Annotated in this window: 22 protein-coding genes; 13 read left to right on the plus strand and 9 right to left on the minus strand. The window is 67.3% G+C overall.

The window, feature by feature from the left end; genetic code table 11:
* Positions 1–89: 89 nt before the first annotated feature.
* Positions 90–884 carry an LLM class F420-dependent oxidoreductase gene (locus QX204_RS31490; RefSeq protein ID WP_301904093.1) on the minus strand — a complete coding sequence of 265 codons (795 nt, stop codon included), beginning with the start codon at positions 882–884 and terminating at the stop codon, positions 90–92.
* Between the two features lie 137 nt (positions 885–1,021).
* On the opposite strand from QX204_RS31490, the gene QX204_RS31495 reads away from it, so the two are divergent.
* Together QX204_RS31495 and QX204_RS31500 are read left to right on the plus strand one after the other, a co-directional pair.
* Positions 1,022–2,101, plus strand: coding sequence for an ABC transporter ATP-binding protein (locus tag QX204_RS31495; RefSeq protein ID WP_301904094.1), 1,080 nt, complete (start codon positions 1,022–1,024; stop codon positions 2,099–2,101).
* A 147-nt stretch (positions 2,102–2,248) separates the two neighbouring features.
* Positions 2,249–2,896, plus strand: coding sequence for an NADPH-dependent F420 reductase (locus QX204_RS31500; RefSeq protein WP_301904095.1), 648 nt, complete (start codon positions 2,249–2,251; stop codon positions 2,894–2,896).
* On the opposite strand, the gene QX204_RS31505 is transcribed toward QX204_RS31500, so the two are convergent.
* On the minus strand, positions 2,893–3,414 hold the full coding sequence (locus QX204_RS31505) for a winged helix-turn-helix transcriptional regulator (RefSeq protein ID WP_301904096.1): 522 nt from the start codon (positions 3,412–3,414) through the stop codon (positions 2,893–2,895). The genes QX204_RS31500 and QX204_RS31505 overlap by 4 nt on opposite strands.
* A gap of 84 nt (positions 3,415–3,498) precedes the next feature.
* Here QX204_RS31505 and QX204_RS31510 point away from each other — a divergent pair, with 84 nt between their 5' ends.
* Positions 3,499–4,668: a thiolase family protein gene (locus QX204_RS31510; protein ID WP_301904097.1), complete on the plus strand. Its 1,170-nt coding sequence runs from the start codon at positions 3,499–3,501 to the stop codon at positions 4,666–4,668.
* A gap of 48 nt (positions 4,669–4,716) precedes the next feature.
* Here the strand turns inward: QX204_RS31510 and QX204_RS31515 are convergent, their stop codons facing one another.
* A complete protein-coding gene (locus QX204_RS31515) occupies positions 4,717–5,061 on the minus strand; it encodes a hypothetical protein (protein WP_301904098.1) in 345 nt (114 codons plus the stop codon).
* 123 nt (positions 5,062–5,184) lie between these two features.
* Between QX204_RS31515 and QX204_RS31520 the strand changes: the two genes are divergently transcribed.
* A complete protein-coding gene (locus tag QX204_RS31520) occupies positions 5,185–6,117 on the plus strand; it encodes an o-succinylbenzoate synthase (RefSeq protein ID WP_301904099.1) in 933 nt (310 codons plus the stop codon).
* Here the strand turns inward: QX204_RS31520 and QX204_RS31525 are convergent.
* Positions 6,114–6,644: a TIGR04338 family metallohydrolase gene (locus QX204_RS31525; RefSeq protein WP_301904101.1), complete on the minus strand. Its 531-nt coding sequence runs from the start codon at positions 6,642–6,644 to the stop codon at positions 6,114–6,116. The two genes, QX204_RS31520 and QX204_RS31525, sit on opposite strands and share 4 nt — an antisense overlap.
* Before the next feature lie 3 nt (positions 6,645–6,647).
* Positions 6,648–7,448, minus strand: a complete 801-nt coding sequence (locus tag QX204_RS31530) for a DUF2786 domain-containing protein (protein WP_301908175.1) — start codon at positions 7,446–7,448, stop codon at positions 6,648–6,650.
* A gap of 197 nt (positions 7,449–7,645) precedes the next feature.
* Here QX204_RS31530 and QX204_RS31535 point away from each other — a divergent pair, with 197 nt between their 5' ends.
* From QX204_RS31535 to QX204_RS31560, 6 genes are all read left to right on the plus strand, one after another.
* Complete coding sequence (locus QX204_RS31535; RefSeq protein ID WP_301904102.1) at positions 7,646–8,923, plus strand: ABC transporter substrate-binding protein; 1,278 nt, start codon at positions 7,646–7,648, stop codon at positions 8,921–8,923.
* 84 nt (positions 8,924–9,007) lie between these two features.
* On the plus strand, positions 9,008–9,946 hold the full coding sequence (locus QX204_RS31540; RefSeq protein ID WP_301908176.1) for a carbohydrate ABC transporter permease: 939 nt from the start codon (positions 9,008–9,010) through the stop codon (positions 9,944–9,946).
* 11 nt (positions 9,947–9,957) lie between these two features.
* Positions 9,958–10,845 carry a carbohydrate ABC transporter permease gene (locus tag QX204_RS31545; RefSeq protein WP_301904103.1) on the plus strand — a complete coding sequence of 296 codons (888 nt, stop codon included), beginning with the start codon at positions 9,958–9,960 and terminating at the stop codon, positions 10,843–10,845.
* Between the two features lie 98 nt (positions 10,846–10,943).
* Positions 10,944–13,265: a transglycosylase domain-containing protein gene (locus QX204_RS31550; RefSeq protein ID WP_301904104.1), complete on the plus strand. Its 2,322-nt coding sequence runs from the start codon at positions 10,944–10,946 to the stop codon at positions 13,263–13,265.
* A gap of 177 nt (positions 13,266–13,442) precedes the next feature.
* Positions 13,443–13,898: a GyrI-like domain-containing protein gene (locus QX204_RS31555; RefSeq protein WP_301904105.1), complete on the plus strand. Its 456-nt coding sequence runs from the start codon at positions 13,443–13,445 to the stop codon at positions 13,896–13,898.
* Positions 13,898–14,329, plus strand: a complete 432-nt coding sequence (locus tag QX204_RS31560; protein WP_301904106.1) for a GyrI-like domain-containing protein — start codon at positions 13,898–13,900, stop codon at positions 14,327–14,329. The genes QX204_RS31555 and QX204_RS31560 overlap by 1 nt, the downstream gene beginning before the upstream one ends.
* A gap of 57 nt (positions 14,330–14,386) precedes the next feature.
* Here the strand turns inward: QX204_RS31560 and QX204_RS31565 are convergent, their stop codons facing one another.
* The 4 genes from QX204_RS31565 to QX204_RS31580 all read right to left on the minus strand — a co-directional run bounded on the left by QX204_RS31565 (position 14,387) and on the right by QX204_RS31580 (position 18,070).
* Complete coding sequence (locus tag QX204_RS31565) at positions 14,387–15,496, minus strand: inositol-3-phosphate synthase (protein WP_301904107.1); 1,110 nt, start codon at positions 15,494–15,496, stop codon at positions 14,387–14,389.
* Positions 15,489–16,046: a PadR family transcriptional regulator gene (locus tag QX204_RS31570; RefSeq protein WP_056823890.1), complete on the minus strand. Its 558-nt coding sequence runs from the start codon at positions 16,044–16,046 to the stop codon at positions 15,489–15,491. Before QX204_RS31570 ends, QX204_RS31565 begins: the two co-directional genes overlap by 8 nt.
* 154 nt (positions 16,047–16,200) lie before the next feature.
* The gene (locus QX204_RS31575) at positions 16,201–16,992 is read right to left on the minus strand and encodes a DUF1707 SHOCT-like domain-containing protein (protein WP_301904108.1); all 792 of its coding nucleotides are present in this window, start codon (positions 16,990–16,992) and stop codon (positions 16,201–16,203) included.
* A 7-nt stretch (positions 16,993–16,999) separates the two neighbouring features.
* Positions 17,000–18,070 carry a DUF1707 SHOCT-like domain-containing protein gene (locus tag QX204_RS31580; RefSeq protein WP_301904109.1) on the minus strand — a complete coding sequence of 357 codons (1,071 nt, stop codon included), beginning with the start codon at positions 18,068–18,070 and terminating at the stop codon, positions 17,000–17,002.
* Positions 18,071–18,211: 141 nt separating this feature from the next.
* On the opposite strand from QX204_RS31580, the gene QX204_RS31585 reads away from it, so the two are divergent.
* From QX204_RS31585 to QX204_RS31595, 3 genes are all read left to right on the plus strand, one after another.
* On the plus strand, positions 18,212–18,610 hold the full coding sequence (locus tag QX204_RS31585) for a DUF5318 family protein (RefSeq protein ID WP_056824208.1): 399 nt from the start codon (positions 18,212–18,214) through the stop codon (positions 18,608–18,610).
* 924 nt (positions 18,611–19,534) lie between these two features.
* A complete protein-coding gene (locus tag QX204_RS31590; RefSeq protein WP_367620209.1) occupies positions 19,535–21,715 on the plus strand; it encodes a transglycosylase domain-containing protein in 2,181 nt (726 codons plus the stop codon).
* Between the two features lie 36 nt (positions 21,716–21,751).
* Entirely contained in the window at positions 21,752–23,476 is a 1,725-nt protein-coding gene (locus QX204_RS31595) for a glycosyltransferase family 87 protein (RefSeq protein WP_301908177.1), read from the plus strand.

Genomic DNA, 23,476 nt, shown 5'->3' on the forward strand with positions numbered 1-23,476 from the left:
CGGGGCGTCCGCTGCCGACCGCATCGGCTACCCGGCGGCGACCGTGCGACGCGGCGCTACGGCGGCGACACCGGATCGCCGCGCCGGACTCAGGCGAGACCTTCGAGCACCTCGGGGTTCACCTCGTCGCGCCATTCGATCGCGCGGCGCACTTCGGTCAGGTCGTACGCGGGACCGGAGACGCCCACGGTGAACAGAGTCACACCCGCGTCGTGCAGCGCCTTCGCGTCGTCACGGCCCTGCCACTGCACCGAGCGTTCGATCCGCGACTCGTCGGTGCCGACCGCCGCCGCGTGCTCTGCCAGCACCTTGTTCTTGTGCACCAATGTCGACACGTCGGCGAAGGAGTGCCAGATGTCGGCGTACTCGGCGACCAAGCGCAGGGTCTTGCGCTCCCCACCACCGCCGATGAGAATCGGAATCTCCCGCACCGGCGGCGGGTTCAGCTTCGCCAGCCGGGACGTGAGGCGAGACATACTGTCCTTCAACAAATTCAGCCTGCTGCCCGGCGTGCCGAACTCGTAGCCGTATTCGTCGTAGTCACGCTCGAACCAGCCCGCGCCGATGCCCAGGATCAGCCTGCCGCCGCTGATGTTGTCGACCGTGCGCGCCATATCGGCGAGCAGGTCGGGATTGCGGTAGCCGCCGCCGGAGACCAGCGCGCCGAGCTCGACCCGCTCGGTCTGCTCCGCCCACGCGCCGAGCATCGTCCAGCATTCGAAATGCGCGCCCGCCGGGTCGCCGGTGAGTGGATAGAAGTGGTCCCAGTTGAAGACGATGTCCACCCCGGCGTCCTCCGCCCGCAACACCGCGTCGCGGATGAGTCCGTAATCGGGCGCGTGCTGCGGTTGAAGCTGGACTCCGATACGGACCGGACGACTCATTTCGCTGGCTCCTCGATGGCTCGGGTTGGCTCCGCGACCGAGGCTACCCGGCGCGGTTGTGGGCCGCTACGATCCCCAGCGACCCACTACTCGGATCGTCCGGCACGTTCCTGCCGGGATGGGATGTTGATCTACGCATGGCTACCGTGACTTTCGACCGCGCTACCCGGCTCTACGCCGGCGCCACCAAACCCGCGGTCGACGCACTCGACCTGGAGATCGCCGACGGCGAATTCCTGGTGCTCGTCGGACCCTCGGGGTGTGGCAAATCGACCTCGCTGCGCATGCTGGCCGGCCTCGAGGAGGTCAACGGCGGGTGCATCCGAATCGGCGACAAAGATGTGACCAACGCCGAACCCAAGGATCGCGATATCGCGATGGTGTTCCAGAACTACGCGCTCTACCCGCACATGTCGGTCGCGGAGAACATGGGCTTCGCGCTGAAACTGGCCAAGGTGTCCAAGGCCGAGCGCGACGAGCGGGTGCTCGAGGCGGCCAAGCTCCTCGACCTCGAGCAGTACCTCGACCGCAAGCCGAAGGCACTGTCGGGCGGGCAGCGCCAGCGCGTGGCGATGGGGCGCGCGATCGTGCGGCAGCCGCGGGTGTTCCTGATGGACGAGCCGCTGTCGAACCTCGACGCCAAGCTGCGCGTGCAGACCCGTACCCAGATCGCGCAGTTGCAGCGACGGCTCGGGACCACCACGGTCTACGTCACCCACGACCAGGTCGAGGCGATGACGATGGGCGACCGGGTCGCTGTCCTCAAGGACGGCCTGCTCCAGCAGTGCGCCTCCCCGCGCGACCTCTACCGCGATCCGGCGAACATGTTCGTGGCCGGGTTCATGGGTTCGCCCGCGATGAACCTGTTCACGCTGCCCGTCGACAACGGAACCGTCACCATCGGTGGGTACCCCGTCCGGGTGCCGCGCGCGGTGTCCGACGCGGGTGAGGGTTCCGTGGTGCTCGGCATCCGCCCCGAACACCTCGAGGTGGGCGACGGCGGCCTCGAGATGGAGGTCGACGTGGTGGAGGAACTCGGCTCCGACGCCTACGTGTACGGCCGCGCCGTCTCCACCGGCCCCAACGGCCAGACCGGCGAAACCATTGTGGCGCGCGTGGATTGGCGCAACCCGCCGCGCCGGGGCGATCGCCTCCGCCTCACCACCGACTCCGAGCACGTGTACTTCTTCAGCGTCGACGGCCGCCGCCTGCGCTGATTCGGCTGCGCGGGCGGCTCGTCGATCGAGTCGCCCGCGCCCGGTTGCGCTGTGCGCGTAGACGCTCGGCTCGATGCCTGGTCCGGCCCTATGCTGAGGCTCGCCGCCGGTGATCGCCGGGCAGGTTTGTCGACATGAGGTAGTGACATGCGCATAGCGGTACTCGGCACCGGCCAGGTGGGTCGACGGCTGGCGAGCAAGCTGGTCGAAGTCGGGCACACGGTGACGATGGGGTCGCGAACCGCCGACAATGCCGACGCGGCGGCCTGGGCCGCCGAAACCGGAGGAACACACGGCACTTTCGCCGATGCGGCGGGCACTGCCGAGCTGATCGTGAATGCCACGTCGGGCACGGTGTCGGTGGCCGCCCTCACCGCGGCAGGCGCGGACAACCTCGCGGGCAAGATCATCGTCGACGTCTCCAACGCACTCGACTTCTCCCAGGGCTTCCCACCGAAACTCGTTGTCCCCGAAGCGGGCAGCGTCGCCGAGGAAATCCAGCAGGCCTTCCCCACCACCCGCGTGGTGAAGACGCTCAACACCACCAACAACCAGGTGATGGTCGACCCGACCCGAATTCCCGGACAGCACAACATCTTCCTCAGCGGCGACGACGCCGACGCCAAGAAAGAAGTGGCGCGGTTGCTGAACTCCTTCGGCTGGGCCGACGAGCAACTGATCGACCTCGGCGCCCTGAACACCGCCCGCAGCACCGAACCGGTCGTCCTGCTGTGGGTCAGCCTGTTCCAGGCCCTCGGCACCGAGGACGTGACGATCGGCGTGTTCAGCGCCTAGTCGCCCGACTTCTTCTTCCGGCGCTCGGCGAGGTAGTCGTCGTTGACTCGGACGGCCAGGCGTTCGAGGGGGATCTCGGTGCCGTCGGGGGTGCGGAGATCGACGCGGACCGGTTCGCCGGTTTGCGCGTCGACCCGCAGGAGGGGCGGGGCGCCCGGCTGGAGGTAGGCGTCGCCCCATTGCCAGAGGGCCACTACCGCGGGGAGTAGGTCTCGGCCCATCGGGGTGAGGATGTACTCGTGCCGGGTGCGTTTGCCTTCTTCCTGGTAGGGGCGTTTTTCCAGGAGGCCCGCGGCGGTGAGTTTGCGGAGTTGGCCCGCGGCGGCGGCGTCGGTGATGCCGACGCGGCGGGCGAACCCGTCGAAGCGGCGGGTGCCGTAGTAGGCCTCGCGCAGGATGAGCATCGCGGAGCGAGTGCCGATGAGGTCCATGGCCCTGGCGATGGAACAGCCCGCCGTGTCCCATTTGCTGAGATCGGCCAGGGGTCCTTCCATCACGGCTGACATGAGGGACATCATACCGAATCTGACTTGAGTCGATGATAGTTAGGGGCTACGCTGGCTATTGTTAGATAGAGCCAGCGTTGTCGAAAGAGGACTCCCATGCGAGACGCGGTCATCGTCGAAGCGGTACGAACCCCGATCGGACGGGGCAAGCCGAACGGCGCACTTCACGACGTTCATCCTGTTGATCTGCTGGCGCACAGCCTGCGCGCGGTGGTCGAGCGCAGCGGGATCGATCCGGTGCTGATCGACGATGTGATCGGCGGCGTCGTCACCCAGGTCGGCGAACAAGGGGCGAACATGACCCGGCGGGCCGCGCTGGCCGCCGGATATCCGGAATCTGTGCCCGCCACGACGGTGGACCGGCAATGTGGCAGCAGCCAGCAGGCGATCCACTTCGCGGCACAGGGGGTTATCGCAGGGGCTTATGACATCGTCGTGGCAGCGGGCGTGGAATCGATGGGACGAGTTCCCATGGGGGCGAGCGTGCTCGGCGCCACAGATCTGTCCGGCATCGCCTTCGCACAGCGCTATCCCGAGGATCTCGTCCCGCAGGGAATCAGCGCCGAGCTCATTGCCGCGAAGTGGGGCCTGACGCGAACCCAGCTCGACGAATTCGCCCTCGGCAGTCATGAAAAAGCGGCTCGGGCAACCAAAGACGGACTCTTCGCCGATGAACTCGCGCCGATCAACGGATTGAACACCGACGAGGGAATCAGGATCGGCAGCACCATCGACACCCTGGCGAAACTGAAGCCCGCCTATTACGACCCCGCGATGGCCGCGCGGTTCCCGCAGATCGGCTGGGAGATCACCGCCGCCTCGGCCAGCCAGGTCAGCGACGGAAGTTCCGCGGTGCTGATCATGTCCGGCGAGCGTGCCGAACAACTCGGCCTGCGGCCGTTGGCCCGGCTGCACAGTTTCTCCGTCGCGGGCGACGACCCGTTGCTGATGCTCACCGCGGTCATCCCGGCCACCGAGAAGGTGCTGCGCAGGGCCGGGCTGGGAATCGCCGACATCGACCTGTTCGAGATCAACGAGGCGTTTTCACCGGTTGTGCTGGCCTGGGCGAAGGAGACCGGTGCGGATATGAGCCGGGTCAACGTCAACGGCGGGGCGATCGCTCTCGGGCATCCGCTCGGCGCGTCCGGGGCGCGATTGATGACCACGCTGGTGCACGCGATGGGGCAGCGGGGGGCGCGCTACGGATTGCAGACCATGTGCGAAGCGGGTGGCCTCGCCAACGCCACCATCATCGAACGGCTGTGAACCGCGACGGTGGCGCTCAGCGCGAGCGCCACCGTTCGGCTCGACCGTTCATGCCCAGGTCGCGATCTCGCCGCCGAGGAAGAAGGTGGCGATGATCAACAAGACGCCCACCAGCGGTACGTAGCCGACCGACCAGCCTTTCGCCGCACCGACGGCAATCCATATCGTCGAGCCGAGAAGTGCCGCACCGGCGCCGCCCGCAGCCACCATGAACCCCAGGTTCACATACGGGGTGTAGCAGCCGCCGTAGCTTGCCCCACAGGTCTTGTTGGACAGTTCGAAGTAGGCCGCCATGACGACAGCCATACCCGCGATCGGCACGAGCAGAACGAGCAGAACGATGGCGACCAGTGTGTCGCCCAGGGAGCCCGAGGGCCTGGCCGGAGCTGTCATGTGCCCAGCATCCGAGATTCGACAGCCGCCTGAAACCGTGAAATTACTCAGGCCGTGGCCGGTATCTACACGACCTCTACGATCGAACGGGTGAGCGCCGACCTGTTTGTTTACGCGATTCCGATGCGAACACGGTTTCGCGGGATCACTGTGCGCGAGGGAATGTTGATTCGCGGGGAGTTGGGCTGGGGGGAATTCTGCGCGTTTCCCGAATACGACGATCGAGAAGCGGCCGGGTGGTTGGCTACCGCCGTCGAGCAGGTGACAGTGGGGTGGCCGGCGCCGGTGCGCGATCGCATTCCGGTGAATTGCACCGTGCCCGCCGTGGACGCCGATCGAGCAGGCCGCATTGTTCGGGAATCCGGTTGTGCGACCGCGAAAGTGAAAGTAGCGGATCATCCCGACTCGCTGGCCGAGGATGTGGCTCGGGTGGCGGCGGTGCGCGAGGCGATCGGGGAATCAGGGGCTGTACGGGTCGACGCGAACGCGGTGTGGGACGTGGAGACCGCTGTGCGGCATATCGGGGAGATCGATAAGGCCGCAGGGGGTTTGGAATACGTAGAACAGCCGTGCCGGACCATAGCGGAATTGGCCGAGGTACGTCGGCGCGTTTCGGTGCCGATCGCGGCGGACGAGTCGATTCGGCGCGCCGAGGATCCGATGCGGGTGGCGGTGGCGGGGGCCGCCGATGTGGCGGTGCTCAAGTGCACGCCGTTGGGTGGGGTACGACGCGCGTTGGCGGTCGCCGGGGCGGCCGGGCTGCCGACAGTTGTCTCGTCAGCGCTCGAGACCAGCGTCGGCTTGGCGGCGCAGCTGGCCTTGGCGGGCGCGCTGCCCGAGCTCGAATTCGCCTGCGGTTTGGGCACTCTCGCACTGTTCGAAGGTGATCTCGTCGCGGAGTCGTTGCTGCCGGTCGACGGCTGGTTGCCGGTCCCGGCTTCGCCGCCGGAGCCCGACCCCGCATTGCTGGACAAGTACCGACACCCCGATCCCGAGCGGGTCGACTGGTGGTTGCGGCGCTACGAGCGAGTCAGCGCACTGCTCGAGCGCGGCTAGCCGAAACGAACACCGCAACCGGTCAACGTGGCGCGAATCAGCAAGGCGGCCTCCGGACCGATCACACCGTCGACCAATTCGGCATAGCGGCTACAGAATTCGGGCCCGTGTGGCGCCGCCGCCGAATCGGGCGACAGGTGGTGGGCGAGTTCGTGCAGGACCACCAATTCGCGCAGCGCCCATGCGGTGGAACCGGTGTGCAACGGGACGGCGAGAACGGCGGTCTCCGGCTCGTAGTGCGCGGCCGCCGCACCACCACGGGCGCGGACCCTGATCGATACCGCGGCCCGCTCCCATTTCGCGCGAACCCAATTCAGCGCCAACACCTTCTCGGCATAGCTCTGTACCGACTCCACGGAGGCGAAGCGCCGCTCCACCGGCAGGGTCAGTTGTGAGCCGTAGACATCGACCGTCCGATGCCCGAACTCGTCGGCCCGATCGAACACCCCACGCACCAACTGCTCACCGTCGTAGACCTTGGCGCGCTGGCTGTCGCGCCGCGGCCGTTGCGAACTACCTGGCGACACAGCTCATCGACCCGACAGCTTCCCGCGTGCGGCGGGGAGTTCCGGTGCGGTGCCGAGGCGGGCGGTACGGCCTGCTCGGTCGCCTGCGCGCCGCGCCGCCGCGGAGTGACCGGTGGAGGTTTGCGGGCCTCGCCATGTTCCGCGAGCCTCGGAGGTGGCCGTGTAGAAATCGGTGAGTGCGACCTCTTTGTCGCGCAGGGCCAGGGCGGTTCCCGTCGATTCGACGACCGATTCCTCGGCGACGACCTCGGCTTTCACCTCGGCCAGACGGGCGCCGATCCGGGCGGCGAAGGCCATCTGGAAGTTCAGGCGGGCGGTGACGCCTGCCACCGGGACCTCCACCTTGCGGCGCACGGTACGACCGAGGCGCTTCTCGGTGACGATCTTGCTGACCGTCGCCTCGCGGTAGGAGCCGGATTTGATGTAGTGGTCCGACGCTCGGACCATTTGGATGAGCAGACTCGCGTAGAGCGCTTCGCAGGTATCGATGTCGGCGGCGAAGCCGTAGGCGTAGACCTGGGCGGAGGTACGGGCGACATCGCAGCGAACGTCGTTGGCGCCCGCGATCGCGACGAACAGCTGGACGTAGGTGCGTAGGCCCTTTCGGCCTGGTTCGCCGATCGGAATGATCCGTTGAACAGGGACCGACCTGCGCTCACGCGAGGCCACATGTGAGCGCGCCACGGCCAGATCGATCGAGGACTTCGTCGCCAACCGTTGGGCCGCGGCGAGGAAGGCTTCGGCCTCGTGCGCATTGTCGGTGGACTCGGCTTTACGCAGCAAACCACCGATGCGGGTGAGCATCCGATCGGGCGTCGACGGCGGTGGACTGGTCACGGTGTCGAGGGTAGGGCACGGCACCGACAGCGAATCGTAGGCGAACTGACCGAGAAGTAAGCCGAAGACCAGGACGATCGGACGCGGGGAGCCCTCACCATGTATGTTGCCTGTTGCACCGCACGGTGTGCTGCTGCTCACGTCTTGACCCTGGAGTGTCTGCGATGGCCTTGAAGTTTGTCCCCAGAGCGACGATGGCTGCTGCCTCGATCGCCTTGCTCACCGCAACGTTCGCCAGTGGTTGTTCCAGTGATGACGGTGGCAACGCACTCGACCAGAACCTGACGGGCCGCGGCCCGATCACCTACGTCGAAGGTAAGGACACCACCGAAACCGGTGTGGTCAAGCAGCTCATCGACCGCTGGAACGCCGCGCATCCGAACGAGCAGGTGACGTTCAAGGAGCAGTCCGCCGACGGCACCCAGCAGCACGACGACCTCGCCGAGCACTTCCGCGCCAAACAGGACGGCTACGACGTGGTCGCGCTCGACGTGAAGGACACCGCCGAGTTCGCCGCCAAGGGCTGGGTCCAGCCGCTCGAGGGCAGTTTCGCCATCGACACCGCGCCGCTGCTCGCGCCTACCGTGGCGAGCGCCACCTACAACGGCAAGCTGTACGCGGCCCCGAAGAACACCAACGGCGGCCTGCTGTACTACCGCAAGGACCTGGTGCCCAACCCGCCGAAGACCTGGAGCGAGATGCTCGGTCAGTGCCAGGTGGCCCGGGACAACAACATCGGCTGCTACGCCGGTCAGCTGTTCCCCTACGAGGGTCTGACCGTGAACACCGCCGAGGTCATCAACGCCTACGGCGGCAGCTTCGTCGGCGCCGACGGCAAGACCCCCACCGTGAACAGCCCGGAGTCCAAGGCCGGCCTGAAGGTTCTCGTCGACGCCTACAAGAGCGGCGACATCCCCAAGGAAGCCATCACCTTCAAGGAAGGTGAGAGCGCGAGCGCGTTCGAGTCGGGCAAGCTGCTGTTCCTGCGCAACTGGCCCTACCTCTACGCCCAGGCCTCCGCCGACGGCTCCGCGGTGAAGGACAAGTTCGGCGTCGCCCCGCTGCCGGGCAGCACCGGCGTCGGCGCCTCGGCCCTCGGTGGCTACAACGCCGCGATCAGCGCGTTCGGTAAGAACAAGGCCACCGCCGCCGACTTCGTCCGCTACCTGATCAGCGAAGAGGCCCAGCAGATCATCGCCTCGGGCTCGCTGCCCTCGGTGCGCTCCTCGCTCTACGACGACCCGGCCCTGATCGCGAAGATGCCGTACCTGCCCGCGCTGAAGGAATCCATCGCCAGCGCCGTGCCGCGTCCGGTCACCCCGTTCTATCCCGCGGTGTCGAAGGCCATCCAGGACAACGCCTATGCTGCACTGACCGGTGCCAAGTCTGTCGACGACGCAGTCGCAGGCATGCAAAAGGGCATCGAGACCGCCGGTTCGTAGCGGTACGCGCAGCGGACCCGACCAGACCGTAGGAGAGTAGTAACGGTGTCGGATCCTTCGGGAGCCAAGCAGCGCGGGCTAGCGCTGCAACTGCGACAATCCGGCAAGGCGTGGCTGTTCGTCGCGCCCGTGCTCGTCGCCCTGGCCGTGGTCATCGGATATCCGGTGGTCGAGGCGATCTGGATGTCCTCGCAGAAGGACTCCGGCATCGACCCGGCCACCGGGATGTTCGTCGAGGGCGGCGGCGCCGGATTCAGCAATTACACCCACTGGCTGTTGCAGCAGTGCGGGTCGCTGTCGGGCACCGTGTCGTGCCCCACGGGCACCCTCGGCTCGCAGTTCTGGTCGGCGGTCGGGGTCACCCTGTTCTTCACCGTGATCACGGTGTCGCTCGAGGCCCTGCTCGGACTCGGCATGGCCATGGTGATGGGCAAGACCTTCCGCGGCCGGGCGCTGCTGCGTGCCGCCGTGCTGATCCCGTGGGCGATTCCCACCGCGGTCACAGCGCGGTTGTGGGAGTTCATGTTCCAGTACGACGGCGTCGTGAACCGAGTGCTCGGCACGCACATCCTGTGGACCTCGGAGGTGTGGGCGTCGCGGTTCGCGGTGATCGCGGCCGACGTGTGGAAGACCACACCGTTCATGGCGCTGCTGATTCTCGCTGGGCTGCAAGTGATTCCGGCCGATGTGTACGAGGCAGCGAAGGTCGACGGCGCGTCGGCGTGGCAGCGGTTCGTGAATATCACGCTGCCGCTGCTCAAGCCCGCGCTGCTGGTGGCGGTGCTGTTCCGGACCATGGACGCGCTGCGCATGTACGACCTGCCCGCGATCATGACCGGCGCCAATCCGGCGACGAGCACCCTGTCGATCCTGGTGGTCGAGCAGGTGCGCCAAGGTCCCAACAGCGCCGCGGCACTGTCGGTGATCACCTTCCTGCTCGTCTTCGCCATCGCGTTCGTCCTGGTGAAGGTGCTCGGCGCCAACGCTGTTCGCACGCAGGAAGAACAGCGGAAGGCGAACTGATGAGCATCTCGATGACGAAAGATCCTGCCGTCGAAGCGAATCCGGTGCCGGTGCGGCCGGTGTCGTGGAGCAAGCGGTTCGGCACCATGCGCACCTACGTCGGTGTCGCCATCGTGCTGGTGTGGGGCCTCGGGCCGTTCTACTGGATGGCCGTGGTGGCGTTCCGCGACCCGGCCCACACCTTCGACAGCACCCCGTGGCCGACCCACGTGACGCTGGAGAACTTCCGCAACGCCTTCGACACCAGCCGCGGCAACGACTTCGGCAAGGCGCTGCTCAACAGTGTGATCATCGGATCGGCGACCACCGCCGTGGCGCTGATCCTCGGCGTGCTCGCGGCCTACGCGCTGGCCCGGATGGCCTTCGCCGGCAAGTACCTGATCTCGGGGCTGATCCTGTCGGCGTCGATGTTCCCGGCCGTGGTGCTGGTGACCCCGCTGTTCCAGCTGTTCACCGATATCGGCTGGATCGGCCAGTACCAGGCGATGATCATCCCGAACATCTCGTTCGTGCTGCCGATGACGGTCTACATCCTGGCCTCGTTCTTCGCCGAACTGCCGTGGGAGCTCGAAGAGGCCGCGCGCATCGACGGCGCGAGCAAGTTCCAGGCCTTCCGGTTGATCATGCTGCCGCTGGCCGCCCCCGCGGTGTTCACCACCGCGATCCTGGCGTTCATCGCCTCGATCAACGAGTACCTGCTGGCACGGTTGCTGTCGGGCGACGACACCAAACCGGTGACGGTCGCGATCGCGAGCTTCTCGGGCAACGACCCGCTGGTGCAGCCGTACGCGGCCATCATGGCGGCGGGCGTGATCGTCACCGTGCCGCTGGTGATCATGGTGCTGATTTTCCAGCGTCGCATCATCTCCGGTCTCACCGCGGGCGGCGTCAAGAGCTGACCTACCGGGTTCTGCCGCCACCGCCGGGTAGAGTCGCCTGCACCGATATCGACGTCGGTGCAGGCGAGCTCTTCTCCCTCGCTCCGAAAGGAGATGGTGTGGCCTCCCAGCGCGGGCGTGGGCGTTCCGATGATGACGTGCCGTATACCTCGATAGCCGGGTTCCGCGATCCACTGGCGAAGGACCCCAAGCCGAGCAAGGGCGCGGCGCGACGGGCACAGGCGGCACGACTGGCCGCCACCGACGGGCCCCCCGACAAGGGTCGCGCCCGACGGGAACAGGCCGCCCGCCTCGGCACCGACGACCAACCCTCCGAACGTAAGCCGCGCACCAGGGGTCAACGCATCCGGCGGCTGCTGCTCGCGTTGTTCGTGATCTTCGTGTGTGTGCCCGCGCTGCTGTTGGTCGCGGTGTACTGGAGTTCGGAGATCCCCGAACCGGCAGAGGTCGCGGTCGAGCAGCCCGCCACCGTACTGGCCGCGGACGGCACCACGGTGCTGACGAAATTCATTCCGCCACAGGGCAATCGGATTCCCATTCCGCTCACCGATGTGCCGTATCCGGTGCGCGACGCGGTGCTGGCGGCCGAAGACCGCACCTTCTATACCAACGCCGGGTACTCGACCAGCGGCTTCCTGCGTGCCGCTCGCGACAATGTGAGCGGACAGGACAACGCGGGCGGCGGCTCGACGATCACCCAGCAGTACGTGAAGAACGCCTTCCTCAGCTCCGAACGCACCGTCACCCGCAAGATGCGCGAGCTGATCATCGCGGCCAAGATGGCACGGCAGTGGAGCAAGGACGAGATCCTGTCCGCCTATCTCAACACCATCTACTTCGGGCGCGGGGCGTACGGGATCGCGGCCGCGGCGAAGGCCTATTTCGACAAGCCGGTGCCGGAACTGACCCTCGCCGAGGGCGCGGTGCTCGCGGCGGTCATCCGCTCACCCTCGGTACTGGATCCGGAGAACCACCTCGATCAGTTGCGGGCGCGCTGGCAGTACGTGCTCAACGGGATGGTCGAGATGACCGCGCTCGCGCCCGGCGACCGCGACGCGACGGAGTTCCCGGCGATCATCCCGCTCGACGATGTGCCCGCCGAAGCCGTCGCGCTCGGACCGGAAGGGCATATCCGCACCCAGGTGCTACGCGAATTGCGTGCCGCCGGTCTCGACGACGCCGACATCAATACGGGCGCACTGCAGATCACCACCACCATCGATGCCGCGGCGCAGGCGGGCGCGGTCGATTCGGTGCGTGAGCGGTTGTCGTGGCAGCCGCCGGAACTGCGCTCGGCGGTGGTGTCGATCGATCCGCGCAGCGGCGCGGTGCGCGCCTATTACGGCGGCGAGGACGGGACCGGGTTCGATTTCGCGCAGGCGCCGCTCCAGACGGGCTCCGCGTTCAAGGTTTTCGCCCTCGTCGCCGCGCAACGCCAGGGCATCCCGATATCGCGGGCGATAGACAGCTCGCCCATCACCGATCGCGGAACCGAGATCACCAACGTCGAGGGCGACTCGTGCGGGCGGTGCTCGCTCGCCGAAGCGCTCAAACGCTCACTGAACACCAGTTTCTACCGGCTCACCATGACGATGGCCGACGGTCCGCGCTCGATCGCCGAAGCCGCGCACCTGGCCGGCATCCCCGAATACATTCCCGGCGTCGACGGCGTGAGTCTCACGGAGCCGGACGGTTATCCGCTCAACGGCATCGTGCTCGGGCAGTATCTGGTGCGCCCGCTCGACATGGCGTCGGCGTACGCGACGCTGGCCGCGTCCGGGGTCTATCACCAGCCGTACTTCGTGCAGAAGGTGAGCACCGGGGACGGGCGGGTGCTGCTCGACCGCAGCTGGGAAACCGCGACGGGCAAGAAACATTCAGAGCCCGAGCAGCGGATCTCCGCCGAGATCGCCGATGCGACTACGTCGGCGATGGTGCCGATCGCCAATTACTCCAACGGCCACGGGCTCGCGGGCGGCAGGCAGTCGGCGAGCAAGACCGGAACCACCCAGCTCGGCGAGAGCAAGGACAACAAGGACGCGTGGATGGTCGGGTACACGCCGTCACTGTCCACCGCGGTGTGGGTGGGCACCGAGCACCCGCAGCCGTTGCGCACGGGACGCGGTGGGGCCGTCTGGGGTTCGGGGCTGCCCGCCGACATCTGGAAGCAGACGATGGACACGGCACTGGCCGGAACGCCGGTCGAACAGTTCGAGGTGCCGCCGCTGTCCAACCCGCCGCTGATACCGAGCCCGGGTACCTCAGTGGCGCCGACGCCGGGCGGCGGCTTCGACATCTTCGGTCCGCCGACGAGCTCACCGCGCCCCGCGCCGCCGCCGTTCATCGTCATTCCGCCCGCGCCGAACCCGTCGACACCGGGTGATCTGTTCCCCGGGCTCGGTGGCGAAGGGCCGCGCTAGATCACGAGTTGGCGCACCCGGACCCGACTACCCCGGCGGCATGGCAACATCGTTGCCCAGAGCGCGAACCGCCCGACCAGGGGTCGAATGATCCCGGCGCGGAACCTGTCGGACCGATACGGGAGGATGTGCGGTCGGTACCGACATGCGACGACACTAGACATAGGGGCTACGCAGGTGGATTTCAATGTCGTTGACCGTCCCGAGACGCTGATCGCGGGCACGGTGCTTCGCAGTCCGGCGCTCGCCGTCGAGGGGCCGCGCCGCGCCAAAGTGGTCGAGGCGTGGGCGCACCTGCGGGCGAGGACGTTACCGGGGCCGGTCGCGACGGGCTATGTCGATTTCGCTCCGGAGATCAACTCCTATCTGACGCACATCGTCGGATACGAGTGCAAAACGCTCGCCGACTTGCAGGCAGGCGACGTGCTCGGCCGGATTCCGGCGGGGCGTTACGCGCGCTTCGTGGCCAGTGGCGACAATCTCGGCGACACCATCGTCGGGCTGTGGCGCCAGGTGTGGGACGCGGAGGCCGCGGGCGAATTCGTGCGCGCCTATACCGGCGATTGCGAGCAGTATCCCGACGAGCGCACGGTCGAGATCTTCGTTTCGCTGACCGAGGAGAAGAACAGCTGATGGCCGTGGATTTCGAAATCGTCACCCTCGACGACGGCTTGGTCGCGGGTCTCACCGTGCCGTTGGCCGGCCGAGAGGTGACCGCTCGTGATCTCGATCTGGTGAATTTCACCTGGGATCGGTATCTGTCGCGGGAGAAGCCGGTTCCCCGCGCGGCGGCCTATATCGGCCAGAACGATCACGCGGTGGCCGTACTCGGCTACGAGGTGGCCGGGCTGGACGACATCGACGAAGGCGACGTGCTCACCCGCATTCCCGCGGGCCGCTACGCCAAGTTCGTGGTCTCGGACAAGCCCTACGATCTGCTGCGCACCGCGTGGGCGCAGGTGATCAAAGCCGAGAACGCGGGCACCATCACCCGTTCGCACACAGCGGAGTTGGAGCGCTACACCGGTCCGACCTCGGTCGAGGTGTACGTCTCCCTGGACTGAGACGAGAAGAGCCGGTGTGCACGAAGTTCGTGCGCACCGGCTCTTTTCGTTCAGTGACTAATCGGCACCGATGATGAACGCCTCGAGCTGAGTGCGCGCGACATCGTCGGCGATCTGCACCGGCGGGGACTTCATCAGGTAGGCCGAGGCCGGGATGACGGGTCCGCCGATGCCGCGGTCCTTGGCGATCTTGGCCGCGCGGACAGCGTCGATGATGATGCCCGCCGAGTTCGGCGAGTCCCACACCTCGAGCTTGTACTCCAGGTTCAGCGGAGCATCGCCGAACGCACGACCCTCGAGGCGCACGTAGGCCCACTTGCGGTCGTCGAGCCACTCCACGTAGTCCGAGGGACCGATGTGGACGTTGCGGTCGTGGACCTTGCCCGCGAGCGAACCGGTGAGGTTCGACGTGACGGCCTGGGTCTTGGAGACCTTCTTCGACTCCAGACGCTCACGCTCGAGCATGTTCTTGAAGTCCATGTTGCCGCCGACATTGAGCTGGTAGGTGCGGTCGAGCACCACGCCGCGGTCTTCGAACAGCTTGGCCATCACGCGGTGGGTGATGGTCGCGCCGACCTGCGACTTGATGTCGTCGCCGACGATCGGCACACCGGCGTCGACGAACTTCTGCGCCCAGACCGGGTCGGAGGCGATGAAGACCGGCAGCGCGTTGACGAAGGCGACGTTCGCGTCGATCGCGCACTGCGCGTAGAACTTGTCGGCCTCTTCGGAACCGACGGGCAGGTACGAGACCAGCACGTCGACCTGAGCATCCTTGAGCGCCTTCACCACGTCGACGGCGGGCGCCTCGGACTGCTCGATGGTCTCGGCGTAGTACTTGCCGATGCCGTCGAGGGTCGGGCCACGCAGGACCGTCACATCGGTCGGCGGCACATCGGAGATCTTGATGGTGTTGTTCTCGCTGGCGAAGATGGCCTCGGCCAGGTCGAAGCCGACCTTCTTGGCGTCGACATCGAACGCGGCCACGAACTTCACGTCGCGTACGTGATAGGTACCGAACTTGACGTGCATGAGGCCGGGAACGACCTGGTTCTCGTCGGCATCCTTGTAGTACTGCACGCCCTGCACCAGCGACGATGCGCAGTTGCCCACACCGACGATCGCGACGCGAACTTCGCCGGATCCAACCTTGTTGACATCACTCATGGCCGCTCTTTCCCTCTTTCTGTGGTGCCGCCTTCGTCGATTGCTCCGCCGCAATCAACTCGTTGAGCCAGCGCACTTCGCGCTCGCTTGATTCCAATCCGAGCTGGTGGAGCTGTTTGGTATAGCGATCCAACGACCCGCTGGCCTTCTTGATCGCTTCCCGCAGCCCCTCTCGGCGCTCCTCGACCTGACGACGCCTGCCCTCCAGGATCCGCATTCTCGCCTCGGCGGGAGTGCGGCTGAAAAAGGCGAGGTGAACGCCGAAGCCGTCATCGGTGTAGTTCTGCGGACCGGTGTCGGCAAGGAGTTCGGAGAACCGTTCCCGGCCGACCGGTGTGAGCCGGTAGACGCGGCGCGCACGACGCGCGAGCGCGCCGTCCGGAAGCTCCTCGGCGATCAACCCGTCGGCCTGCATCCTGCGCAGCGTCGGGTAGAGCGAACCGTAGGAGAAGGCCCGGAACGCTCCGAGCAGGCCCGTCAACCGCTTGCGCAGCTCGTAACCGTGCATGGGCGCGTCGAGGAGCAGGCCGAGAATCGCCAATTCGAGCACTGCCGACCTCACTCCCTGACTATGTCGACCTCACAGGCCGAACGGACCTAACCGTGGATGCGAGTTCCAACTATATCGGAGCGATACATCTACGCACAGTCGAATGTGACGCATGCGTCATCGACACAGGTCAGGGAGAGGAAGAGTCGCAGCGCTAGGCGGGGTACACCGCGATGGGTTCGCCATTGGGACGGATTTTGAAGTATCCGCTCTGCTCGGCTTCGTTCTTGACGTAGATGCTGATTTCCAGTTCGGCGTCTTTACCGCCGCCCGGCGGGTATCTGACCAGAACATGCGAGACCCAGCCGTTGGGGACGCGGGTTGTTCCGGCTGCGCCTGACACGAGGCGGGCATAGCGGGCCAGGTCGACGGTGGCAAGGTCGAACGAGCGAGTATCAGGTGGACGGGAGCCTTGTGAACCCCATTTTTCGAAGTCGCCGCGGTACTTCAGCTCGTCCTGCTTGCCAGGTTTGCCGGAATCACGCTCCACCAAGGCGTATTCCGGATACAGGGTCAGCTCGTCGGCGATCGTGGTGCCGTATTCGGCGCGGTAGTCCGCGACGAAGTGGGCCAATCCGTTGCCGGTGGTGAGGTCGGGTAGCGGGTCGCCGAGGACGGCGTCGCCGACTGTGCGGCCGAGCAGGCCCACGCCCGCGCCGAGCAGCCCGGCGAGGACGATCGCGCCGACCGGAATCCACCAGCGCCGGGGTACGCGAGCGACGCCACGCGCCACGGGAGTGGCGGCGAGCTCGGCCGGGACCTGTAGATCGTCGACGAGACGGTCGAGGGCGGCGAAGTTCTCGGCACGCATCGCGGTGGCGGTGCGGGTCTCGTGCTCTGCGGCGGTGAGCTGGCCGTCGGAAAGGGCGGCATCGAGCATCGAGCACACGTCGGCGCGATCGGCGTCGCGAGTGCGCAGGTTGTTCGTCGGAGACGGAGGCTTCATCGCTGGGTCATCCTTCGTACGGGTAGGTCTTCAGCACATCTCCCGACAGCGCGAGGACGAAATGTCCCGATTGGGCGGCTTCGTTCCGCACGAAGATCGTGATCCCCGGCCGTCCGGCCCAGCTGTCGTTCGCGATCCGGTAGTGGGTGACCGCGCCGTTCGGTACCCGCACGGTGGCCGCCGCCGTCGCGAACGCCGCACCGAGCGCCTCGACGTTCACCTGTGCCAGATCGATGTCGACGGCATCGCGCCGACGGGTGTTGATCTGCGAACTCGACCGCGCGAAGCCACCGCGATAGGTGTAATCGACGGTTGATTTCGCATTGCCGGGCACGCGCCGCACAGCGGAGGCGTGCTCGTCGTGCAGAACCGCCTCGTCGACCACGGTGTCGCCGAAGATGGTGCGGTAATCGTCGCGAAACTGGACGAATCCAGCGAGGGTATTGAGCATCGGCGTGGGAATCACCAGCGGTGGCGCCGCGTCGTAGTCGACTGCCACGGTCACGGCCGCAGCGGGCGCGGGCGCGTCGTCGCGGACCGTCCACACGAATCCGGCGACGGCGGTGGCCGCCGCGAGTGCGATGACCGCCGACCGAGTGCGGTCTCGGCGAGCACGTGGTTTGGTCGGCGCGGCCGGACGCTGTTGGAGCTCGGCCACCAAGGTGGACAAATCGCCCAATGTTCGTGCTTCTGCGGCCAATTCGACCATCGCGGCGTGTTCGTCGGAATCCAGTTGGCCGTCGGCGTGGGCGGTGTCGAGCGCGGCGACGGTCGTCGTGCGGTCGGTCGACCTGGCTCTGGTGCGGGCCGGGTACTCGTCGGGGGCGCGGCGGCGGGGGCGTCCGGTGGGGGCGGCATCGCCGAAAACCGCAGGTGATTGCAGGTCGGCGGTCAGGCGGGCGAGCTCGCCTACCGTGCGCGCGCTGCTCGCCGACGCGACACGGTCGTGGTACTCCTGCGCGCCGAGTTGGCCCTCGGCGTAGGCCGCGTCAAGCACGGTCGACACCTGTGCGCGATCGATGTCACGTGCGCGCAGCACCGAATCGACGGCTGCCCGTCGCTGCCCGGAATCAGCCATGGCCGTGGGTCACCTCACCTGCGAAAACACCCGGATGAACCCCGGTATCGGGAGTTTAATCGGCGAAGTCGGATCAAACGATGCCGTGGGCGCGTGAATCCGAACCCCGCTACTCTGGTGATCGTGCGAATTCAGCGGCAGGTGGTGGACTATGCGCTTCGGCGCAGGTCCCTGCTGGCCGATGTCTACGCGGGGCGGGTCGGCGTCGCCGAGGTGTGCGATGCGAATCCCTATCTGCTCAGGGCCGCGAAGTTCCACGGCCGGGGCAGCGAGGCGACCTGTCCGATCTGTCGAAAAGAGCAGCTGACGTTGGTTTCGTGGGTGTTCGGCGATGGGCTCGGCCAAGCGGCCGGGTCGGCGCGGACGCCCGAGGAATTGATTCGGATGGCCGAGTCGAACGAAGAATTCTCGGTGCATGTCGTCGAGGTATGCCGCTCGTGCAGCTGGAATCATCTGGTGCAGTCGTACGTGCTCGGCACGGCTCCCGCGCCTGCCAGGCGACGGACGAGTTCGCGAGCCCGGCGCTCTGCTGCCGAGTGATGGCTTGTCGAGCGACAGGGCTGCCGAGTAACGGGCTGCCCGCACAAGTAATGGTGGCCACCGCGTGATGCGCCACTGTTCGGGGTGCACTCTCTCCGCGCCGGTTCTCCGGCGCGGATGTTGTGTGTCCGAACCTTACAAGTTATGGAGATCTGGTCAGTGAGTTCGCCCTACGAGTCCTCCCCCCACGGCGATGATCCGCGCGGCGGTCGTCCGGCTCGGGGTGCGCAACCGGGTCTCCCCCCGCAGTCGGGTGATCGTCCCGGCGGTCCCCCGCCGCGTCGGCCGATGCCGCCCGCCGGACCGCGCCCGCAGGGTGCGCCCGGTGGTCCCGCGCAGGGTGGGCGCCCGCAGGGTGGACCGGTGCCTGGTGGACGTGGCCCGCAGGGGCCGCCGCCGAATCGTCAGCAGGGGCCGCCGCCCGGCGGGATGCCGCCGCGTCGGCCGGGTCAGCCGCCACAGCGTCCTGGTGGGCCGCAGGGTGGGCCGGTTCCGCCGGGCGCGCCCGGTCAGGGCAGGCCGCCGCAGGGTCGGCCCGTGCAGCCGGGTCGCCCCGGCACGCCCGCCGCCGGCGCCACGCAGAAGTTGCCGCGTCCCGGCGGCCCCGACGAGTCGACCATGCGCGCGGGTCAGCCCCGGACCGTGCGCGGCGCGAACGACGATCTGGCCCGGCCCGCCCGCGCGGGCGGTGCGGCCGCGGCCGCGCGGGCCGGCGCGGGTCAACGCCCCGGTGGCCCCATCTCCGGTGAACGGCGCGCCACCGCGGGCCCGACCACCGGTGAACGGCGCGCCGCGGGCGGGACACCACCGCCGACCGGTCCGCGCAACCGCCGCGACGGCAGCGGAGGCGACGACGGGTCGGGTAGCGATGGCGCGAAGAAGAAATCGCCGTGGCGAATCGTTCGCCGCACGCTCTACGTCCTGATGGCCTTGGCCATCGTCGTGCCGAGCGCGGTGTTCCTGGTCGCCTACACGGCGGTGTCGGTGCCGAAGCCGGGCGATCTGGAGACCAACCAGGTAGCGACGATCTTCGCCAGCGACGGCACCACCGAGATCAGCAAGGTGGTTCCGCCGCAGGGCAACCGCACCGAGGTCTCGATCGATCAGATCCCGCCGCACGTGCGCAATGCCGTGATCGCCGCCGAGGACCGTGACTTCTACACCAACCCCGGCTTCTCGGTCTCGGGCTTCGCCCGCGCCGCCCGCGACAACGTCCTCGGCAAGGAAAGCGCCGGTGGTGGTTCCACGATCACCCAGCAGTACGTGAAGAACGCGCTGGTCGGTGACGAGCGATCGATGACGCGCAAGATGCACGAACTGGTGATCTCGGCCAAGATGGCGCGCCAGTGGAGCAAGGAAGACATCCTCGCGGCCTACCTGAACACGATCTACTTCGGTCGTGGCGCGTACGGCATCGATGCCGCCGCCAAGGCGTACTTCGGCAAGCCGGTACAGGAGCTGAGCGTGGCCGAGGGCGCGGTCCTGGCCGCGACCATCCAGCTGCCCTCCATGCTGGACCCCGAGAAGAACCCGACCGGCGCCAAGACGCGTTGGGAATACGTGCTCGACGGCATGGTCGCGGAGAACAACCTGCCCGCGACCGAACGTCAGGGGATGCAGTACCCCCAGGTGGTGACGCTCGCCTCGCTCGGCGACAAGAACAATGACGAGGGCCCGTCCGGTCTGGTGAAGAACCAGGTGCTCCAGGAACTCTCGACCGCGGGCATCAGCGAGCAGCAGCTGAACACCGAGGGTCTGCAGATCACCACCACGATCGATCAGAAGGCTCAGGACGCCGCTATCAAGGCCGCGCAGGGCAAGCTGGAGGGTGAGCCGGAGAACCTGCGCACCGCGGTGGTTTCCATCGACCCGCGCACCGGTGCGGTCCGCGCCTACTACGGCGGCAGCGACGGTCAGGGTTTCGACTTCGCCAACGCCGGTCTGCCGACGGGCTCCTCGTTCAAGGCGATCGGCCTCGCCGCCAATCTCGAACAGGGCGTTCCGCTTTCGCAGCTCTACGACAGTTCGCCGATCACCGTCAACGGCATCCAGATCGGCAATGTCGAGGGCGAGGGCTGCGGCATGTGCACCATCGCCGAGGCGCTCAAGCGTTCGCTGAACACCAGCTTCTACCGCATGCAGCTGGACATGCAGAACGGTCCGCAGAAGATCGCCGATATGGGACACAAGCTCGGTATCGCCACCGAGCTGCCCGGCGTCGGCGAGACGCTGACCGAGCCCGGCGGCGTCGGCCCCAACAACGGCATCGTGCTCGGCCAGTACCAGTCGCGCCCGCTCGACATGGCCTCGGCCTACGCCACCCTGGCGGCGTCGGGCGTCTACCACGCGCCGCACTTCGTGCAGAAGGTCGTCACCGCCGACGGAAAGGTGCTGCTCGATCGCGGCGAGCCCGCCGGTGAACAGCGGGTGAGCGCGGCCGTGGCCGACAACGTCACCGCGGCGATGAAGCCGATCGCGGCGTACTCGCGCAACCACAACCTGGCCGGTGGCCGCGAGTCCGCGGCCAAGACCGGTACCCACCAGCTCGGCGACACCGGCAACAACCGCGACGCCTGGATGGTCGGTTACACCCCGTCGCTGTCGACGGCGGTGTGGGTCGGCACCGAGCAGGGCGAGCCGCTCAAGAACTACGGCGGCGGCAGCATCTACGGTTCCGGTCTGCCTTCCGACATCTGGAAGGCGACGATGGACGGCGCGCTGTCGGGTACGTCGAACGAGTCGTTCCCCAAGCCCGCCCCGATCAAGGGCCAGGCCGGTGTGCCGGAATGGTCGGCGCCCTACACCGCGCCGTCCACCACCGTGCCCGCGATCGTGCCGCCGGTGATCGTGCCCTCGCAGGTCGAGATCCTGCCCGGCATCCGGATTCCGGTGCCCGGGGTGCAGCAGCCCGCGGTGCCGCAGTCGCAGCAGACCCCCGTCGAGACCGGTCCGGGCCCGCTGCCCGGCCAGCCGACGGCCGGACCCGAGGGCTCGCCCGCGACGCCAGGAAACGGCAACGGCGGGTCGACCAGACCGAACAACGGCGCCACGGGTAACGACAACGAGAGCAGCGGCGCGGGAACCACGCCGACCCGATCCCGGTAGCCACCGGTAGCCTCGGATGTCGTGACCGATCAGCAAATCGCGGACCAGCCGGCGTCGAGTGGTACCCGGCTGGGCCGCGAGGCGGGTTACGTGGCGCCCGCCCGGCTGGCGCCCGACCTGCGCTCGATCGATGCGCGGGACCGGCCCAGCCGCAACGACTCACTCACCGCGCAGCTCTCCACCGTGATCGGCGGCCCGGTCGGCGATCACGCGCTGATCGGGCGGGTGCGGTTCTGGACCCCGCTGCGGGTGATGTTCGCCTTCACGGTGATCTTCCTGGCGCTGGGCTGGACCGCCAAGGCGGGCTGCATCCAGCAGACCGGCGACGGCGACGGCGGTCTGATGCTGGACTGGAACAACGGTCGCCAGTACGTGGCCATGTGCTACTCCGACACCGTGCCGCTCTACGGCGCCGAACGGCTCAACGAGGGCGCGTTCCCGTACAAGAAATCCTGGACCGAATCCACGCCCGACGGCGGCACCGAGACCAGATACATGGAGTATCCGGTGCTTTCGGGCCTGTACCAGTACGCGGCGATGCAGATCGGCAATGTCTGGGACCACCTGCCGCTGCCCGGCGCGATGTCGGTGGTGGTGTATTTCAACGTTGTCGCGCTCGGCCTTTCGGTGGGCTGGCTGATCACGGTCTGGGCTTCGTCGCGATTAGCCGGGCGACGGGTGTGGGACGCCGCGTTGATCGCGGTGTCGCCGTTGGTGATCGTGCATATGTTCACGAATTTCGATGCACTGGCAACGGCTTTCGCGGCAACCGGACTGCTGGCGTGGGCGCGGCGTAAGCCGGTGCTCGCGGGCGTCCTGCTCGGACTCGGCGGAGCGGCGAAGTTGTATCCGCTGCTGCTGCTGGGACCGATCGTGGTGCTGTGCATGCGGATCGATCCGATGCAGCGCCAGCCCGCCGCGCGGGCCGGGCTGCGGTTGCGCGATATCGACAGTCTCGAGACCGCCCGCACTTGGTTGCGTGAGACACCGGCGAGGACACACCTTTTCGCGTTGCGTCCGCTCGGCGCGGCCATCCTCACCGTGCTCAGCGCGGCGGGCACCTGGGCCGCGGTGAACCTGCCGATCGCGGCGCTGTATCCACAAGGTTGGCGAGAGTTCTTCCGCCTCAATACCACTCGCCACGCCGACCCCGATTCGATCTACAACGTGATCACCTCGTTCACCGGCTGGACGGGCTTCGACGGGCAGATCGGCCACGGCGAGCCGCCGACGATCCTGAACACCGTCTCCCTGCTGGCCTTCGTGGCCGCCTGTGTGGGCATCGCCTACCTGGCGCTCACCGCGCCACGCCGCCCCCGCCTGACCCAGCTGTGCTTCCTCGTCGTCGCGGCCTTCCTGCTGACGAACAAGGTGTGGAGCCCCCAGTACTCGCTGTGGCTGGTGCCGCTGGCGGTCCTCGCGCTGCCACATCGCCGAATCCTGCTGGCCTGGATGACGATCGACGCACTGGTCTGGGTGCCGCGCATGTACTACTACCTCGGCGAGGACAACAAGGGCCTGCCCGAACAGTGGTTCACCGGCACCGTCGTCCTGCGCGACCTGGCAGTCCTGGGCCTGTGCGCGCTGATCGTCTACGAGATCCTGCGCCCACAGCACGACGTGGTCCGCCGCGATTTCGTCGACGACCCAGCAGGCGGCGTCCTCGACCGCGCCCTCGACCCGCTACTCCCCTGGCTCCCGGAATTCCTGCGCCCCCGCCAGGCCACGGTCAGCTCGCGACCCATATCGGTTCTGAACTGA

The sequence above is a fragment of the Nocardia sp. PE-7 genome, from assembly GCF_030486425.1.
GTDB lineage: Bacteria > Actinomycetota > Actinomycetes > Mycobacteriales > Mycobacteriaceae > Nocardia > Nocardia salmonicida_A.